Raw genomic sequence first — 15,758 nt, 5'->3', positions numbered from 1 at the left:
GAAAAGACCCCATGGAGCTTCACTGTAGATTGTTACTGGGATTCGATATTGTCTGTAGAGGATAGGTGGGAGACATTGAAGCACCGGCGTCAGCTGATGTGGAGTCAACCTTGGAATACCACCCTGGCGATATTGGGTCTCTAACCTGGAGCCGTAATCCGGTTCGGGGACAATGGCAGTCGGACAGTTTGACTGGGGCGGTCGCCTCCAAAAAGGTAACGGAGGCGTCCAAAGGTCACCTCAGTACGGTTGGAAACCGTGCGACGAGTGCAAAGGCATAAGGTGGCTTAACTGCGAGACAGACAGGTCGAGCAGGTACGAAAGTAGGGCTTAGTGATCCGGCGGTAGAAAGTGGAATTGCCGTCGCTCAACGGATAAAAGTTACCCTGGGGATAACAGGCTGATCTCCCCCAAGAGTTCACATCGACGGGGAGGTTTGGCACCTCGATGTCGGCTCATCACATCCTGGGGCTGAATTAGGTCCCAAGGGTTCGGCTGTTCGCCGATTAAAGTGGTACGCGAGCTGGGTTCAGAACGTCGTGAGACAGTTCGGTCTCTATCTATCGTGGGCGTAGGAAATTTGAGGGGCGCTGTCCTTAGTACGAGAGGACCGGGATGGACAAACCTCTGGTGTACCAGTTGTTCTGCCAAGAGCACAGCTGGGTAGCTATGTTTGGATTGGATAAACGCTGAAAGCATCTAAGTGTGAAACCAACCCCGAGATGAGATTTCCCTCTTTTGATAAGGTCACTGGAAGACTACCAGTTGATAGGCCGGGCGTGTAAGTGGTGAGAGCCATTCAGCTTACCGGTACTAATGACCGAAGACTTGACCACACAAGGTTATGTAATTTCAAGTCTTTATCTAAGACACATATTTGAGAGGATTCTTCAATTCTCGCTTCTTTCTTGAAGTTAGTTTTCTTTGCAGTCCTGAGGGTATAAGACTCTCGACCATTCCGGTGGTGATTGCGGTGAGGCCACACCTGTTCCCATTCCGAACACAGAAGTTAAGCTCACTGGCGTCGACAATACTCGGCTGGCAACGGCCCGGGAAGATAGATTGCTGCCGGATTAAATTCCTCGATAGCTCAGTCGGTAGAGCGTTCGGCTGTTAACCGAAATGTCACAGGTTCAAGTCCTGTTCGGGGAGCCAAAGCACCAAGCAGAAATGCCTGGTGCTTTTTTTATGCCTTTTCTGATTCTTGCCAACATAATTTCTTTCGAATAGAATTACTCATATGAAACATATTATCTGATCAGGGTAAAGGAGGCACATCATGGGTTTATTTTCGAATCTATTCGGCAACGGCGGCAAAGAGATCGACGATGCATTGGGCAAGATGAAGAACCTGGCAGAAGATATTGCCAACAGTGACGGACAGACACAGCAGAGCCGTCCCGCCTCCGCAAATCCCGATCCTTCTTCAAGACCGATAATTAATGCTGTTGAAGAAGAAGGTCCTTCAGGTGACTCCTGGGGTCCCAAGATGCCTGCAGAAGAGAACCAGTATAATTCAGGTCTTTCTTATCAGGACTACTTCTCGAATATAATTACCGGAGTATTTGCTACTTATCAGATAAGCAAAGAGATCCCTGCGGGACGTAAAGCCCTTGTATTTACGTTCAGTCAGGCCGGTTCCAAAAAGCTCGTGGTCGAGATCATTTCGGACAGGACAAGTCCTTACAAGATCAGAAAAGACTGCAGGGCACAGGGCATTCCTTATATGCGCTTTTATTACGATCATAAGGGCTGGTGGAATACCAAGTCCTATGTTATCAGACGCATATCCGGTGCACTCGGCATCTGATAACGGAGTTATATGGTTTCAGTTTATAAAGATCTGGTTGCCATTTATATCCTGACTGCCGCACTTTTAATAGTCGGCGCGGGTGTCGCACTGTATTATCTGGACGGATACATTTGGATGGCTGTGGTCATCATTATCGTGACCATTATCCTTTTTGCAGTCTTAAAGACCCTGAATAAGAAAGCTTTAAAGCGTTTTTCGGGCGAAGTCTTTACTCTCTATAACGAATGCCATATCAAGCAGTATATGGATAAGCTCGATTCGCTCATGGCAAATAAGAACAGCAGGGCTAATAAGTCAGCATATTGCTATCTCTCGGCTCTGGGATATGAGGCTCTGGGAGATGCAGATGCCGCATATGAGCGCGCTCAGGGTATCACCGTACGTTCACATAAATCGGAATACATAAAGCGCATGATCGATTACCATATCAACAAGGATCAGTTCGTTAAGGCCCGCGAATACATGGCCGAACTGACGAAACTGGTCAACACTTCGAGGACCACTGAGATCTATAAAAAGAGCATCGAACAGTATCTTCAGCTCCGTGACCGTAAGATGCGCATATTAAAAGGCGACTACGAAGGCGCAGAGGAATTCTTTACGGAATTCCTAGCACAGAACGAGCCTCTCTTTCTCATAACGAGAGTCAGTATTTCCTTCTCTTTGGGGGAAGTACTGTACCTTAAGGGTGACAGCGTGCGTGCCAGGGAATATCTTGTCTTCGCGTCCGAAAACGGCGGGGACACAAAGTACAAGAAGCAGGCTGATGAGATCCTGGCGAAGATCGGCTGAACCTTATAAGAGTACTCCGAAAATAAAAATCAGTGTGATGAAGAACAGCGGTATCGAAATGATGCCGAGTACAATGAAAAGTATGACCTTCCAGAGATAGGAAGGAGTGTCGCAGTATGTTGCGCCCGACTGGCCGTTTATCGCCACCTGATATGTCTTGTTTCCATACCTGTATGTCGCAAGATACATGGGCGCCAGGATGTATTTGAACTTGACGTTGTAGTAGTTCGTGGACAGGTTTACTTCCTTTACGGTATCGCCTCTGTGAAGCTTTTTCTCGTATGCTCCTATATCATCTTTGAGTTTTCTTCTTATCAGCACCTTTGCCCGTTCCCAGCCATCGTTAAGGCCGACCGTGTAGCGTTCTGCGGCAAAGCCTGCCAGATATTCGGGAGCATAAGGTACGAGTTTGTCGAAATAAAAATTCTGCACTCTCGAGATATACGGATGCGTTACCTTGTCGGTCGCGTAGACGATCATGTCATCTATGAACTGATTTCTGACACCCTTGTATTTCTTGTATGTGTAATATGTGTCGCCGTCGCTGTCCGTGTGCTCAAAACCTATCTTTGCGATATAAGATGAGACAGTGTCTGCGTCAAAAGTCCAGAAGGGAAGATAGAGCCCCACGAAGTTCTCAAGCTTTACGGACCGGACGCCCTTGGGGACAAACCGTTTCTTACTTACGAAATCTGAAAAGCAGCGTGCGGCTTTCGCTCCGTCGACCGCGAAGGGAATGAGGGCTCCCGGAGCCATTATCTGTTCATTTTCCGCAGCTGGCATGACGCTCGTCGAACCGCAGAAGGGACAGCATCCCGATACCTGTGAAGCGTCGTAAAGGGCCTGGCCTGCGCAATTCTTGCAGACGATCAGCTTTTTAACAGTACCCCAGTTAACGCTCGCACGCTGTACCGCTGTATTGAAATCTAGTTCTTCTATTACCGCTCCTGCTTCAGGCTGAGGGAGTTCTCTTGAAGTTCCGCAGAAAGGGCAGAGCATCTTAAGCGTAGCGGGATCGTATTTGACGGTGGCACCGCACCCCGGGCACTTAACATCGGTGTTGGATATTGTCTCTTCGTTTATTATCTGAACATTTTCGGCCATTTGAGATCTTCCTTCTTATGCTTAAACAAAGCTTTTCTGTATGTATTTTAACAGACGGGCTTGTTAAGTTTAAGTTAAGGTTAAGCGATTTTGCAGTTAAGGTTCGTTCTGTAGAATGAACATCGTAAGGGAAAGGAACAGTAAAGTTCCAATCGGAAATATAGATCGGAAATATAGATCGGAAAAGAGGTCGCAAATATGTGGACAAGGAAAAGCGTTAAGGAAAAAGGTAAGAAATCCTTTTTCGTAAGTTATTGGAAGTGTGTTCTGGTAGGTTTGATCCTTTGCGCAATACTCGGCGCAGGCTCAAGCTTCGGATCATCAAGCAGCGGTTACATCCCGTCTTTGACGAATATCATCAATAGAAACGATGATGCGGGAGATGATATCGACGATACGGTATCTGACATAACAGGAGACATCGATCCGGATGTTGATATAGATGATATCGATGTTGACTCAGACGGTTTCCATATCGATTTTGATTCAGACATCGACAAAGACGAGCTCGCAGGAATCGCAGTAGGTGCCTTTGTAGTTTTATTTACCGTAATACTCGTCATATCACTCATCATTACGGCTTTCTCTCTTGCGTTCAGATACCTGCTCCTTGCGCCGATAGAATACGGCTGCAGGAAATTCTTCAGGAAGAACCTTGACGAACCCGCAAAGCTCAGCAACATCGTCTATGTCTTCGGACCCAACTACAAGAGCGTAGTAAAGACAGCATTCTTAAGAGATCTTTTCATCTGGCTCTGGAGCCTGCTGTTCATAGTACCCGGAATCATCAAGGCCTACGAGTACAGACTGGTTCCTTATATCGTCAGCGAGAATCCTTCTATCAATTTCAAGGATGCACTTGCTGAGAGCAAGAAGCTCATGCAGGGCAACAAGTGGAAGGCATTCGTTCTCGATCTGTCTTTCATCGGTTGGGACATTCTCTCACTCCTGACATGGGGCATGCTCGATATCTTCTTCGTAGGACCTTACAAGGCTTCTACAGATGCAGCTCTTTATGAGACACTGAAGTATGGTATCGATGCTAAATAACATTGGGAATAGGAATAGGATATAATAAGGTCAGCCGGAGGAGACTAGTCTCCTCCGGTCGGCTTTGGGAATGGAGATTATTATGCAGTATAAAGTATTGATCGCAGATGACGAGAAGGAGATCAGGAACCTCTTAAGGCTTTATCTCGAGAATGACGGTTTCATGGTCGAAGATGTCGGTTCAGGCGAGGCGGTAGCGGGAGCTATCGAGGATTTCAAACCCGATATCGTTCTGCTTGACGTAATGATGCCGGGAAAGGACGGAATTCATGTCCTTAAGGATATCAGACAGGTCAGCAACATCCCCGTCATGATAATCTCCGCCAGAACAGCGGATGCGGAGAGGATCTTAGGTCTCAATGTCGGTGCCGACGATTATATCTGCAAGCCATTCAATCCACTGGAAGTGGTGGCCAGGGTAAAGTCCGCTCTTAGGCGTTTCTATGCGCTCGGAGGCGGTGACGAACATACCGAAAACATTACCTGCGGAGATCTCGTTCTCGACATCGAGAAATGCCTTCTCCTTAAGGACGGCAAGCCTCTTGATCTGACATCCGTCGAATACAAGATAATGGAACTCCTTATGAAGCATCCCGGCAAGGTCTATACCAAGCAGCAGATATATGAGTATGCCTGGGGCGAGGATTTCTTCGTCGCCGACAACAATATTATGGTCGCGATAAGCAAGCTCAGGACAAAACTCGACGAGGATCCGTCAAAGTACATCAAGACGCTCCGCGGCTTAGGTTACAGACTGGAAGCGTAACCGCTGCAGGGTTTTCGGGAGGACGGATAAGTGAACAGTGAACGCGGGTTAAAGGGATTCATTCTCTCGAGGTTCTTTCTGACCCTTGCCGTCACGGGTATCGTCGAGGTGTTTTTCATCAACCTCGCGAACAGGTTTCTCATCCCGTCTGTAATAAAGTTCACGGGTTTTGAAAAACTCGTTCATATCGACAGCATCAGCGGACTGTTCCTCGTTGTCTTCGTGCTTGGTGCCATGTGGGTATTGGGAAGGCTACTTCCGTTCTTTAAGGTGTCGACTGCTGAGGCTACCGCCTTCCTCATGTCTGAGCTCATAAAGCACGGTCTCGGGAGCAGCGACATAGCCGAGGCGACTCAGACGATAGAAGATCTCAGCCGTAACCCGAAAGCCATAATAGTATTGCTGATATCCATGATAGTAATACTCGTGATAATGCTCCTGCCCTATATTGCCGCAGGCGTCTTTTTCTCGGTCTCAGTTGCGAAAGAGATAAGGCATATCCAACGTGAGAAGGAGATCGCACGCCGCAAGGAGGAGGAGCGCCGGTATCTCATGATCTCAAATATCGTACACGACTTAAAGACTCCGATGACAACCGTATACGGCTATGCTAAGGCCTTAAACGACGGGATCGTTCCCGAAGCGAAGAGGCCGGAATATTTTGAGGCCATAATGGCCAAGAGCGACAGGATGAATGAAGTTGTCGCGCTTCTTCTTGATTACGTTAAGCTGGACAGCGAGGGATTCACCATCAAGAAAGAAAGGCTGGATATCTGCGAACTGCTACGTTCATGCTGTGCGTTCAGTTATACGGACGTAGAGTCAGCCGGAGATGAGATCGAGATAGACATTCCCAACAAGCCTCTCTTTATCAGTGCGGACGGGATCCAGCTGTCGCGTGTCATAACAAATCTCATAACAAATGCGATTCGACATAATCCGAAGGGTACCAGGATAAGGGTGTCTCTGACCTGTGAATCTTTTTCGACCGCTGAAGATATCAGGATCTTTGTTGCGGACTCGGGAGATGAGATCCCGTCACCGTTGTGCGACCAGATCTTCGATCCGTTCGTCACGGGAGACGAATCACGCGCATCGGGTTCGGGAACCGGTTTGGGTCTTGCTCTTTCGACCAAGATATGCGACATGCACGGGTATGGTTTTAAACTCGTGCAAAGGCCCGAGATACTCCGTTACCGCCTCGGTGATGAGTATAAGAAAGTGTTCGTGATATCTATCTGAGGACATGTTTTGTTTTCGGCGCCACATTCGCATAAATCCGTTTTTTGAAGTAAAATCCTGATGTCGGAATAACAGAAGGGATAAGGAGTCCGGATGGGGAAATCAAATAATAATCTGATAAGGGCAGGAGCTGTCGTTATGTTTATCGTAACGGCACTTGCGTTTGGCGGATGCACCGTTAAGACGAAAAGGCAGCTGATTAATTACGCCAGAGAAACTTACGGTGAGGCGAAATATATCGGGAACAAGAGCAAGCTCGGCGGGGAGGATGCCTATACCACCGTCATACTTGAGGATAAGGATACCGGGATACAATACGAGGTTACATCAAGTATGACATCGATCGGTATAGACGGATCGTTCTTCGGAAGGGTCGAGCAGACTTCGTCTGATTTTGAGAAACTGTACTATGAATACCTGATTGACGAAGCTTCTTCTGAGCTTGATGATCTGTCTGAAGAATACCGTTTCACGTACAATTTTCAGTACGAAGTGTTCGAACTCGTTTTCGAGGACAGGGATGCGGGCGCTGATGCCGGGAGGGCAGCCGCAGAGTTTGATGAGATCCTTTCAGCGGCTGACGTAAAGAACATGCGCCCTCATTATTATATTTTAAAGACCAGGGACAACGTAACCCTCGGATCTTATGACGCGCAAAACGAAGATTATTCAGCATCGAACGATACAAACATCATAGACTATGTTCATAAGAATTACGATGCGGATGCAGTATATCTGGATTCGATAGGGGCATATATTGACCAGTTTCTCCCATACGATGAAGTGGATATATTATTCCCCGGTCACGACGGTTCTCCCAGCGGTACTGCTTACTATTTCAGGGATAAAGATGGTGATACTTTCGTTGCCATAGACTTGGATGAATTCGGCGCAAAGAAAGGCGGGATCAGATTGTTCCGCGATAAAGCTTCCGGCATGGAAGAGATAGAATACTGATCTGTAAAGGAGATTATTGTGCGTTACGATTGTCTTATAATCGACGATGAGAAAGAACTTGCGGACAATACATGCGAGTACTTTAACATGTTCGACGTGAAAACCGCTGCAGTGTATTCGAGCGCTGAAGCGGACAGATTTCTCTCGGAGAACGAGCCGGGTCTCGTGCTGCTCGACATCAATCTTTCAGACGGCAGCGGATTTGAACTTTGCAAGAAGATCAGGCAGAAGCTGAACATCCCGATCCTCTTTATCTCAGCGAGAAATACTGATGACGACAAGATAATCGCCCTTAATATCGGAGGCGACGATTATATCGAAAAGCCTTATTCGCTGGGAGTTCTCCTGGCCAAGGTAAAGGTTGTGCTGAAGCGTTTTGCAGTCGTTGCGGATAACGATGCACAGAAGAAGTCTGACTACGATGACGGATATCTCAGGATGGATTCCGTAAACAAGACCGTCTTTGTAGACGGTGTCGAAAAGAAGATCACATCGATAGAGTGGAAGCTTTTGGATTACCTGATCGAAAACAGGAACAGGCTTGTAACCAAGAACGAGATCTTTGAGAATGTCTGGAACGACAAGTTCACGACAGATGGAACACTGAACGTGCATATCAGGAAGATCAGGGAAGCCATAGAAAAGGATCCGCAGGATCCTAAGTACATCATAACCGTCTGGAAAGAAGGTTATAAGTTCGTATCGACAGAGGCTGCCGGATGAAAAATACTCCGTTCGTGATCCTTCTCATCCTGACCTTGATAGCGGAAGCTGCAGCCTGCTTCATCATGGTCACGAAGATACAGGATATCAGGACTGATCCTGTCAAGGTAAACGAATGCATGTATTCCGTAAAGGATAATTACGGCGACCCTTCAAAGTACGACACACAGCTGGATTATGTCGTCATCGGCAATGACGGCGGCCTCGTCTACAAGACACGTGACGGACTTAGCGAGACGGTAAATGATGCGATCAAGACAAGAGGTCTCATACTGGATCTTGAAGTCGGCGGGGAAGTCATAGGAAAGGTCATCTTTGATTACAACATGGGCGAGCAGATCGAAGGGATCAGGATGAATATAATCATCTTGTTTACCATCGTTGCCGTCATTCAGATCGTCATCATCGTTATCTGGTATATCTACCTTAAGAGGACTCTCATAACGCCGTTTTCGAAGCTCAATGATTTTGCTGTAAGGGTCGCGGGAGGCAATCTCGACCTGCCTCTCGAGATGGATAAGGGACATGTTTTCGGTGCCTTTACTGAAAGCTTCGACCTCATGAGACATGAGCTCAGGAAAGCGAGACTTGCAGAGAAGAAAGCTAGCGACGACAAGAAGGAAATGGTCGCCAAATTATCACACGATATCAAAACACCTGTTGCATCTATAAAGTCAACTTCAGAGATTGGAATGGAACTCACCAAAGAGGAACGAACAAAGGAGATGTTCGGAGTTATCAACTCGAAGACCGATCAGATCAAGCTCCTTGTCGACAATCTCTTCACATCAAGCGTTCAGGATATTACGGAGATCGAAGTAAATCCCGGCATGCAGCCTTCGGACTTCATTGCAGGTCTTATAAAAAACTCAGATTATATGGGCCGCACGGGCAGTTTTTCGATCCCGGAATGCAATGTGTATTTCGATAAGCTGAGACTCCAGCAGGTGTTCGACAATATCTTCATGAACTCTTATAAATATGCTGATACCGGGATCTCTGTAAATTCAGAGATAAGCGGTGATTATCTCATTATCAAGATAGCCGACAAAGGTCCCGGTGTTAAGGAAGAAGAGATCCCTCTGCTCACCGAAAAATACAGGAGAGGCAGCAACGCCAGCGACAAGGACGGAGCAGGGCTGGGCCTTTATCTGACAAACTATTTCATGGAAAAGATGGACGGCCAGCTCTCTCTCAAGAATCTCGAGCCCGGCTTTGAAGCGGCCGTATATCTCAGGCTTGTGTAAGGGCAGAAGACGTCTGAATTGATGTGCAGTTTTTTGCATAGGAGCTTTTGCTGATTGGCATAAGCGAAAACATTTTTTCTAATAGACAGCTAAAATGCTCGTGTAGTGATCAGGATGTGGCAGACACATTCGGTATCAATGATGCTTTTGGGTCAAGTTTGTTTATTCACTATTTGTTAATTGGCCGCAAAAGTGAACGTGAAAGCGATAAAACACCCTGATAGTCCGATTAATAGCACATATGTTCTGATACAATAAGTTCATCAGAAAAATATTTATCCAGGAGGTCCTTTTTATGACAGATTACAACGATCAGCACTATCAGGAGACCATGCAGAGGATCAGAGGTTTAAGGCTTATCGACGATGTCTTCATGACCGTCTGCTTTGACGGCAACATCGAGGGCGCACAACTCCTCTTGAGCATCATACTAGACAGGGACGACCTCACAGTAACAGAGGTAAAGGCACAGAAGGTTATGAAAAACCTTAAGGGACGTGATGTTTGGCTCGACATACTTGCGACAGACAAAGAAGGTGCTCTTTACAACGTTGAAGTCCAGCGTGCAGACGCCGGAGCAGACAAAAAGCGCGCACGATACCACTCGAGCATGCTCGATTCAAACATGCTGGCACATGGCGAGACCTGGGCGGATATTAAAGAGAGCTATGTTATCTTCATTACCGAGAATGATGTATTAGGTTTAAACAAGCCTATCTATCACATTGATAGATACATCTTCGAATGCGGCTGTTTGCCTTTCAATGACGGAGAGCATATCATATATGTAAATGGTGCGATGAAAGGATCTGACACAGCTTTGGCAAAGCTTATGAGTGACTTCTTCTGTACTGAAGCAAAAGACATGAACTACAAAGCATTGTCTGAAAAAGTCAGATACTTTAAGGAGTCTGAGGAAGGAGTTGAGCGTATGTTTGATTCTTTGGAAGATATGAGAAACGAAGCCGTCTCGGAAGCTACGATTGAGTATGCTAAAAAGATGATTGCAAGAGGTAAACTCACACTTGAAGAAATAGCTGAGGATTTAGGTCTTCCACTCGATAAGGTAAAGGAGCTTGCAGAATCCGAGACTGCTTAGTTTTTAGCATTGATTCTTGTATGAACTGTTTCATTATGGATGAAGCAGTTCTTTTTGTGTTTTTTCCAAGATATGATTCCTGAAGTGTTTCCGAGTAGTTGCTCGGAACTCTATTAGGTTATCCTGATTTTGGTGCTTCTATTTATGAATCGAGGTGTAACATGACTAATATTTCTGTAGTAAAGATTAAGGCTGACAGATTCATTATCATCGATAAAGATACCGGTGAGGTTTTGGATGATGCTCAAGGATACGGATATAAAAGTGTTAAGAAAGCGTATGCTGCATGGGCGTATAGAACAAGAGACAGATCAAAAGACAGTGAAAGAGAAGCAAAGCGTCGGCATATCCGTCAGTGGTTAAAAGATCATAAGGAATTCACTTCGGAGCTTGAAATGTATGCATTTGATATTACTAAAGGTTCCGGAGATCCCGATGAAAAAGTTGACACTAAACTGGTCAGAATAATATTGAAAAAGCATCTGTTGGAAATTGATTTTACACCTAATGAATTGTTGAAAGTTTGGAGAGGCAAATTCTGACGGTTAGTTTTTGAAAATCCGATTTAAGAACTATTTGATGGTGACGCTTTTTCCGAGTTTTACTTGATGATATATCTTGTTATCTGATTTCTCGAAATCCCTTGAAAACACTGAGCTTTAAACGTGTCTTGAACCTTATAATTGTTATCTTGTTTTATTGCATGTTATTAACAATTATGCAATTACAAGGGAAAGTTTAAGGGAGAGAGGATGAATATCTTGTAATAAGGATCTCTGACGAAGGTCCCGGCGTCAAGCCTGAGGAACTTCCCCTTCTTAAGGAAAAGCATAAGAGAGGCAGCAATGCCGTGAGCAAGGAAGGCGCAGGACTGGGACTGTATTTAACGAATTACTTTATGGAAAAGATGGACGGGAAACTCGGTCTTAAGAATCTCGATGAAGGATTTGAAGTATCACTTTATATCAGGTGCGTGTGATCTGAAATCACAAGGGATTTCCTGATATGTAATCATCTTTGTTAAGAAAAATGGTTCTTTCGGGTGATAGTATTCTCCTGTTCGATTGATAAAATATACTTGTCCTTTTGTAAGAAGTTTTAGAGGAGGGTAGAAAAATGCAGTGTAAAAATATTACTAAATGGTTTGCGGTATTTCTTATAGTGCCTTTGGTATTCGCGTTGATACCGGCGAAAACTATTCAGGCAGATTCCCTTAATATCCGGTATGAGAACGGCGTATTGTCATGGGACGCAGTGAGTAGTGCTGCGAAATACAGGGTTTATGCTTTTGATACATCAGACCGTTTTCAGAATTTTACAAAAACAACAACTACTACGTCATTTAATCTTAGTGATGCAATGAATAAGAGCATTAAATGTCCGAGTGGAAACTATAAAATAGAGGTAACAGCATTTCGCAGTAACGGATTAGAAATAACAAGTAATAGAATATCTATTGATTATACGGCTGTTATGCCAAGACTGGACAATCCTGTTCCCAGATTTAACGGAAAGACTTTGGAATGGGATCCTGTAGAGAATGCAGACAAATACAGCGTGGAGATACAAGTAGGAGCTTCAAAGACGAGTTGGTATACGCTGGATAAAGGAATCAATAAGACCGTTACAGGGACGAGTCTGGTGATCGATGATGATTTCATAGAAAGCGACCTGTACTATCAAGCCAGAGTCAGAGCTGTGTCAAACAGCAATTATATCTGGTCTGTCGACGGAGAGTCAGAGATCGTTACCGGAGAGCAATTGCTTAACGGCTACGCATCACCGGTTGTTTTTACCGGAACAATCACGTTAAACATCTCTGATCCTAAGGCGGGTGACAAACTTCATGCAACACTCTCCGGGGTTCCGTCTTCGATACCGTCAAGTAAGATAACATACACTTGGGCCATACAGGAAAGAATTGGAATAGGTGCTTATACCATACCCAAGACAATTCAGGAATCTGCCAGCCCGGATTTTGTTGTTCCGGATAATGCTGCAACTGTTACTGTTTTTGTGAATGCAAGCGGATATGACGGATTTATCAGGAACGATTACAAAGTAACTATCAAAGACTGGTACAAGATATCAGATGGAAGTATGTTTTATTATGTAGACAATAATCCCGTCACCGGCTGGAAGGAAATCGGTTTTGTTTCTTCGGGACACCGTTATTATGAATGGTTCTACTTTGATTCTAATGGTGTAATGCAGACCGGCCTCGTAACGATCGATGGTAAGAAATACATTTTCAGTTCTAATGGAGCTTGTGCAAACGGCCTTGTTGATCTTGATGGAAAGACATATTACTGCACAAAAGATGAAGGACTCGCGACCGGTTGGAAGGAGATTACTTACGCTACATCAGGAGGCAGATATACATATTGGTACTACTTCGGTTCAGACGGTGTAATGCAGACAGGCTGGGTTCAGGTAAGAGGTACCTGGTATTACATGGACAGCGATGGAAAGATGCTGAATGAATGGCAGAAGATCGGCGGATACTGGTACTATCTCGGCAGTGATGGTTCGATGAGAAAGAACTGGCAGCTGATAGATGGAGTCTGGTATTACTTTGGCAGCAACGGCGCCATGAGTACCGGATGGAAGCAGATTGGCGGTGTGTGGTACTATTTTGCATCTAACGGATCAATGAAGACAGGATGGCAGCAGATCGGCGGCAAGTGGTATTATTTCAAGCCGAGCGGTGCTATGGCTGCTAACGAATGGTGTAACGGCTACAAGCTCAATGAAGATGGAACATGGACATATCAGTATAAGGCTTCCTGGAAACAGGATTCAAAAGGCTGGTGGTATGGTGACTCTTCCGGATGGTATGCAAAGAATACTACCATAAAGATCGATGATAAGAACTATACCTTTGATGCCAAAGGATACTGGGTCAAGTAAACTGTCATAAGGATCATAATACTGATATATAATATTTCACGGAGGTCATTTCATTGAGATGACCTCCTTTTAATAACGAACTGGTGAAATATAAGAAGCAAACGATTTAAGAACTATTAGTTTCTGAATCTTTTTCGAAGTGTTACCTGATGATATATCTTGTTGCTTTGTTTTCTGAAACCCCTTATAAATAAAGGCTTTTATACACATCTCTGACTCTATGATTGTTATCTTGTTTTATTGTGTGTTATTAACGTTTATGCAATTACAAGGGAAAACATAAGGGAAAGAGAACCAAACAACACGAAGTAATACTTTATGGTAATCGAACTGTTGAAATGTTTTACTCTATTTTTGTATGAATAAGAAGGTATCCGTTAATCATTAAGTATGTTGCTGAAACCAAGCAACAATTTCATCAATTACTCTTTCGCTTTCTGGAAAATCTGGTCTAAGAACAGGAAAAGCATGAAAAAGCTTCGGGTCACTGCCCATATGCCGTAAATAGTGTTCAACTCCCTTGTTTCCCAGTTCTCCAGCAAAATCTAAAGTATATCTTTCAAGCATATCCGCCTTGCTTGTTACCAAATAGCATGGCGGAATGTTATAGATAATCTCCGGATGCTCCGGATTAGTGTATTCTGCCATTCTCTTGCTTCGTTCATCTTTTCCATAGAAGGAACGAGATAAGAATCGCCCTGTAGAGTCGTTTCTTGTAGTATAGAACATGCCACTTATGAGTCCAAGAGCCTTAAAATGCATTTTTGTTGGTTGATATCCGATAGCATCCTGCAAAACTTTTGACTTGCTCATAGCAGTTACATATGTAGCTAGATATGCACCCGCACTTTCAGCTGCAACATAGATTCTTGTAAAATCAACATCAAAATCTACAAGCTTGCGACCAACGCAATCCATTCCGGCACAAACATCATCAAATTGCTCATATACACGAACATCTGGAATAAGCCGATACTCCAAAGAACAAACTAAGTAACCTCGCTTCGCTAGTTGACGACAAAACCCTTCTGATAAATTCTTGTTGCCATCAATAAGGCCTCCGCCATGAATATTAATGATAACTGGTAGTTCGATACCCTGATCGACAATAGGTTCATATATATCCATTAGGAGTTCTTTGCCCGCTCTATTTGTATAAGAGATGTCTCTATGCTCGATTAGACCATCGGCTGATATAACCTGAACCTCATCGAGTTTGAGTTCTTTGGCAAGCTTCTTTTTTATAAGATATATTATTGTGTTTTCATATAGTCCCAAAATATGCTCCTTATAAAACATCAATACGAAGTAATACTTTATGGTAATCGGTCTGTTGAAATGCTAACTTTATTTTTCTCTGAATATAAGGCGTGAGGTGCTTATTATTCTTGATTTTGATTTGGCCATTTTCTATATTCCATTGAAATAGTCGTCAAGTATTCGATCTTCCTCTGTTATTTCTCTTACAACCTTACAAGGTGTACCCATTGCCAGAACATTGGGCGGTATATCTCTTGTGACAATGCTTCCAGCACCAATCACTGAATTTTTTCCAATTGTTACGCCGCCACATATTACTGAATAAGCAGCTATCCACACATTGTCTCCTATATTGATTGGCTTATTAATTTCTATATTTCCTCGTCCGTATGGCTCAAACGAATTCTTGAAAGGTTTGATTATTCTTTGATCGGAAAAGAGCGGATGGGAAACCGTTGTTAATAATACTCCTGGAGCTAGCATTACATTATCTCCGATGTGAATTTCATCATGGTCTAGGAATTTACAATCGTAATTGCAGAAGAAGTTTTTTTCCTATGTATGTATTGTTTCCTTGCTGAAAATAAATTGGAGAATACACTAAATAAGGAGCTCCCTTAATATCTGCAACAATTCTCTTCAGGAAACGATTCCTCTTTTTCACGAACCAAAGAGGTGTCTTATTTAACAGCCATTGCAATACTTCAGAACGAAGCATAATTCTAAACATAGATTTACCTGACGGATTAAACAGCTTCATTATTTTTATTCCCTTCGAATCGTCATCTGGCATTC

Annotated in this window: 15 protein-coding genes, 1 tRNA gene, 2 rRNA genes and 1 pseudogene (1 of these 19 running past the window's edge); 15 read left to right on the top strand and 4 right to left on the bottom strand. The window is 44.2% G+C overall.

The window, feature by feature from the left end; all coding sequences use genetic code 11:
* The 5 genes from BO18_RS20090 to BO18_RS20070 form a co-directional block, all read left to right on the top strand.
* Window positions 1–836, top strand: a 23S ribosomal RNA gene (locus BO18_RS20090) (it extends 2,073 nt beyond the left edge of the window).
* A gap of 121 nt (window positions 837–957) precedes the next feature.
* Window positions 958–1,074, top strand: a 5S ribosomal RNA gene (rrf, locus tag BO18_RS20085).
* A gap of 5 nt (window positions 1,075–1,079) precedes the next feature.
* Window positions 1,080–1,155 (top strand) — tRNA-Asn (locus tag BO18_RS20080).
* Between the two features lie 124 nt (window positions 1,156–1,279).
* Window positions 1,280–1,810, top strand: a complete 531-nt coding sequence (locus BO18_RS20075; RefSeq protein WP_034449161.1) for a hypothetical protein — start codon at window positions 1,280–1,282, stop codon at window positions 1,808–1,810.
* A gap of 12 nt (window positions 1,811–1,822) precedes the next feature.
* The gene (locus BO18_RS20070; protein ID WP_034449160.1) at window positions 1,823–2,605 is read left to right on the top strand and encodes a hypothetical protein; all 783 of its coding nucleotides are present in this window, start codon (window positions 1,823–1,825) and stop codon (window positions 2,603–2,605) included.
* A 3-nt stretch (window positions 2,606–2,608) separates the two neighbouring features.
* Here the strand turns inward: BO18_RS20070 and BO18_RS20065 are convergent, their stop codons facing one another.
* Window positions 2,609–3,709: a hypothetical protein gene (locus BO18_RS20065; protein ID WP_034449159.1), complete on the bottom strand. Its 1,101-nt coding sequence runs from the start codon at window positions 3,707–3,709 to the stop codon at window positions 2,609–2,611.
* A 198-nt stretch (window positions 3,710–3,907) separates the two neighbouring features.
* Here BO18_RS20065 and BO18_RS33210 point away from each other — a divergent pair, with 198 nt between their 5' ends.
* The 10 genes and pseudogenes from BO18_RS33210 to BO18_RS33205 all read left to right on the top strand — a co-directional run bounded on the left by BO18_RS33210 (window position 3,908) and on the right by BO18_RS33205 (window position 13,703).
* Window positions 3,908–4,759 carry a DUF975 family protein gene (locus tag BO18_RS33210; RefSeq protein WP_051688998.1) on the top strand — a complete coding sequence of 284 codons (852 nt, stop codon included), beginning with the start codon at window positions 3,908–3,910 and terminating at the stop codon, window positions 4,757–4,759.
* A gap of 82 nt (window positions 4,760–4,841) precedes the next feature.
* Window positions 4,842–5,525 (top strand): response regulator transcription factor, encoded by a 684-nt coding sequence (locus tag BO18_RS20055; protein WP_034451456.1) that lies wholly within the window; start codon window positions 4,842–4,844, stop codon window positions 5,523–5,525.
* Window positions 5,526–5,555: 30 nt separating this feature from the next.
* Window positions 5,556–6,767, top strand: a complete 1,212-nt coding sequence (locus BO18_RS20050) for a sensor histidine kinase (protein ID WP_051688997.1) — start codon at window positions 5,556–5,558, stop codon at window positions 6,765–6,767.
* Window positions 6,768–6,860: 93 nt separating this feature from the next.
* Window positions 6,861–7,724 (top strand): hypothetical protein, encoded by an 864-nt coding sequence (locus BO18_RS20045; RefSeq protein WP_034449157.1) that lies wholly within the window; start codon window positions 6,861–6,863, stop codon window positions 7,722–7,724.
* Between the two features lie 18 nt (window positions 7,725–7,742).
* On the top strand, window positions 7,743–8,447 hold the full coding sequence (locus BO18_RS20040) for a response regulator transcription factor (protein ID WP_034449155.1): 705 nt from the start codon (window positions 7,743–7,745) through the stop codon (window positions 8,445–8,447).
* On the top strand, window positions 8,444–9,694 hold the full coding sequence (locus BO18_RS20035) for a HAMP domain-containing sensor histidine kinase (RefSeq protein ID WP_034449153.1): 1,251 nt from the start codon (window positions 8,444–8,446) through the stop codon (window positions 9,692–9,694). The genes BO18_RS20040 and BO18_RS20035 overlap by 4 nt, the downstream gene beginning before the upstream one ends.
* A gap of 295 nt (window positions 9,695–9,989) precedes the next feature.
* Window positions 9,990–10,793, top strand: a complete 804-nt coding sequence (locus BO18_RS20030) for a PD-(D/E)XK nuclease family transposase (protein WP_034449151.1) — start codon at window positions 9,990–9,992, stop codon at window positions 10,791–10,793.
* 161 nt (window positions 10,794–10,954) lie between these two features.
* Window positions 10,955–11,335: a hypothetical protein gene (locus BO18_RS20025; RefSeq protein ID WP_051688996.1), complete on the top strand. Its 381-nt coding sequence runs from the start codon at window positions 10,955–10,957 to the stop codon at window positions 11,333–11,335.
* A 221-nt stretch (window positions 11,336–11,556) separates the two neighbouring features.
* Window positions 11,557–11,772: pseudogene (locus BO18_RS34435) on the top strand (ATP-binding protein); the annotation flags it as partial.
* A 137-nt stretch (window positions 11,773–11,909) separates the two neighbouring features.
* The gene (locus BO18_RS33205) at window positions 11,910–13,703 is read left to right on the top strand and encodes an N-acetylmuramoyl-L-alanine amidase family protein (protein ID WP_051688995.1); all 1,794 of its coding nucleotides are present in this window, start codon (window positions 11,910–11,912) and stop codon (window positions 13,701–13,703) included.
* Between the two features lie 384 nt (window positions 13,704–14,087).
* On the opposite strand, the gene BO18_RS20015 is transcribed toward BO18_RS33205, so the two are convergent.
* The 3 genes from BO18_RS20015 to BO18_RS34425 all read right to left on the bottom strand — a co-directional run bounded on the left by BO18_RS20015 (window position 14,088) and on the right by BO18_RS34425 (window position 15,756).
* Entirely contained in the window at window positions 14,088–14,981 is an 894-nt protein-coding gene (locus tag BO18_RS20015) for an alpha/beta hydrolase (RefSeq protein ID WP_051688994.1), read from the bottom strand.
* A gap of 132 nt (window positions 14,982–15,113) precedes the next feature.
* The gene (locus BO18_RS34430) at window positions 15,114–15,446 is read right to left on the bottom strand and encodes a DapH/DapD/GlmU-related protein (protein ID WP_051688993.1); all 333 of its coding nucleotides are present in this window, start codon (window positions 15,444–15,446) and stop codon (window positions 15,114–15,116) included.
* 40 nt (window positions 15,447–15,486) lie between these two features.
* The gene (locus BO18_RS34425) at window positions 15,487–15,756 is read right to left on the bottom strand and encodes a hypothetical protein (protein WP_051688992.1); all 270 of its coding nucleotides are present in this window, start codon (window positions 15,754–15,756) and stop codon (window positions 15,487–15,489) included.
* Window positions 15,757–15,758 lie beyond the last annotated feature (2 nt).

The sequence above is a fragment of the Butyrivibrio sp. AE2032 genome (genome assembly GCF_000702965.1).
Note: the sequence above shows the minus strand (reverse complement) of the source record. Positions and strands in the feature narration are given on the sequence as shown.

Bases quoted from the DNA above. Each gene is read 5' to 3' on its own strand.
- BO18_RS20075 (WP_034449161.1), top strand. From the start codon at position 1,280: ATGGGTTTATTTTCGAATCTATTCGGCAACGGCGGCAAAGAGATCGAC.
- BO18_RS20070 (WP_034449160.1), top strand. From the start codon at position 1,823: ATGGTTTCAGTTTATAAAGATCTGGTTGCCATTTATATCCTGACTGCC.
- BO18_RS20065 (WP_034449159.1), bottom strand. From the start codon at position 3,709: ATGGCCGAAAATGTTCAGATAATAAACGAAGAGACAATATCCAACACC.
- BO18_RS33210 (WP_051688998.1), top strand. From the start codon at position 3,908: ATGTGGACAAGGAAAAGCGTTAAGGAAAAAGGTAAGAAATCCTTTTTC.
- BO18_RS20055 (WP_034451456.1), top strand. From the start codon at position 4,842: ATGCAGTATAAAGTATTGATCGCAGATGACGAGAAGGAGATCAGGAAC.
- BO18_RS20045 (WP_034449157.1), top strand. From the start codon at position 6,861: ATGGGGAAATCAAATAATAATCTGATAAGGGCAGGAGCTGTCGTTATG.
- BO18_RS20035 (WP_034449153.1), top strand. From the start codon at position 8,444: ATGAAAAATACTCCGTTCGTGATCCTTCTCATCCTGACCTTGATAGCG.
- BO18_RS20030 (WP_034449151.1), top strand. From the start codon at position 9,990: ATGACAGATTACAACGATCAGCACTATCAGGAGACCATGCAGAGGATC.
- BO18_RS20025 (WP_051688996.1), top strand. From the start codon at position 10,955: ATGACTAATATTTCTGTAGTAAAGATTAAGGCTGACAGATTCATTATC.
- BO18_RS33205 (WP_051688995.1), top strand. From the start codon at position 11,910: ATGCAGTGTAAAAATATTACTAAATGGTTTGCGGTATTTCTTATAGTG.
- BO18_RS34430 (WP_051688993.1), bottom strand. From the start codon at position 15,446: ATGCTAGCTCCAGGAGTATTATTAACAACGGTTTCCCATCCGCTCTTT.
- BO18_RS34425 (WP_051688992.1), bottom strand. From the start codon at position 15,756: ATGCCAGATGACGATTCGAAGGGAATAAAAATAATGAAGCTGTTTAAT.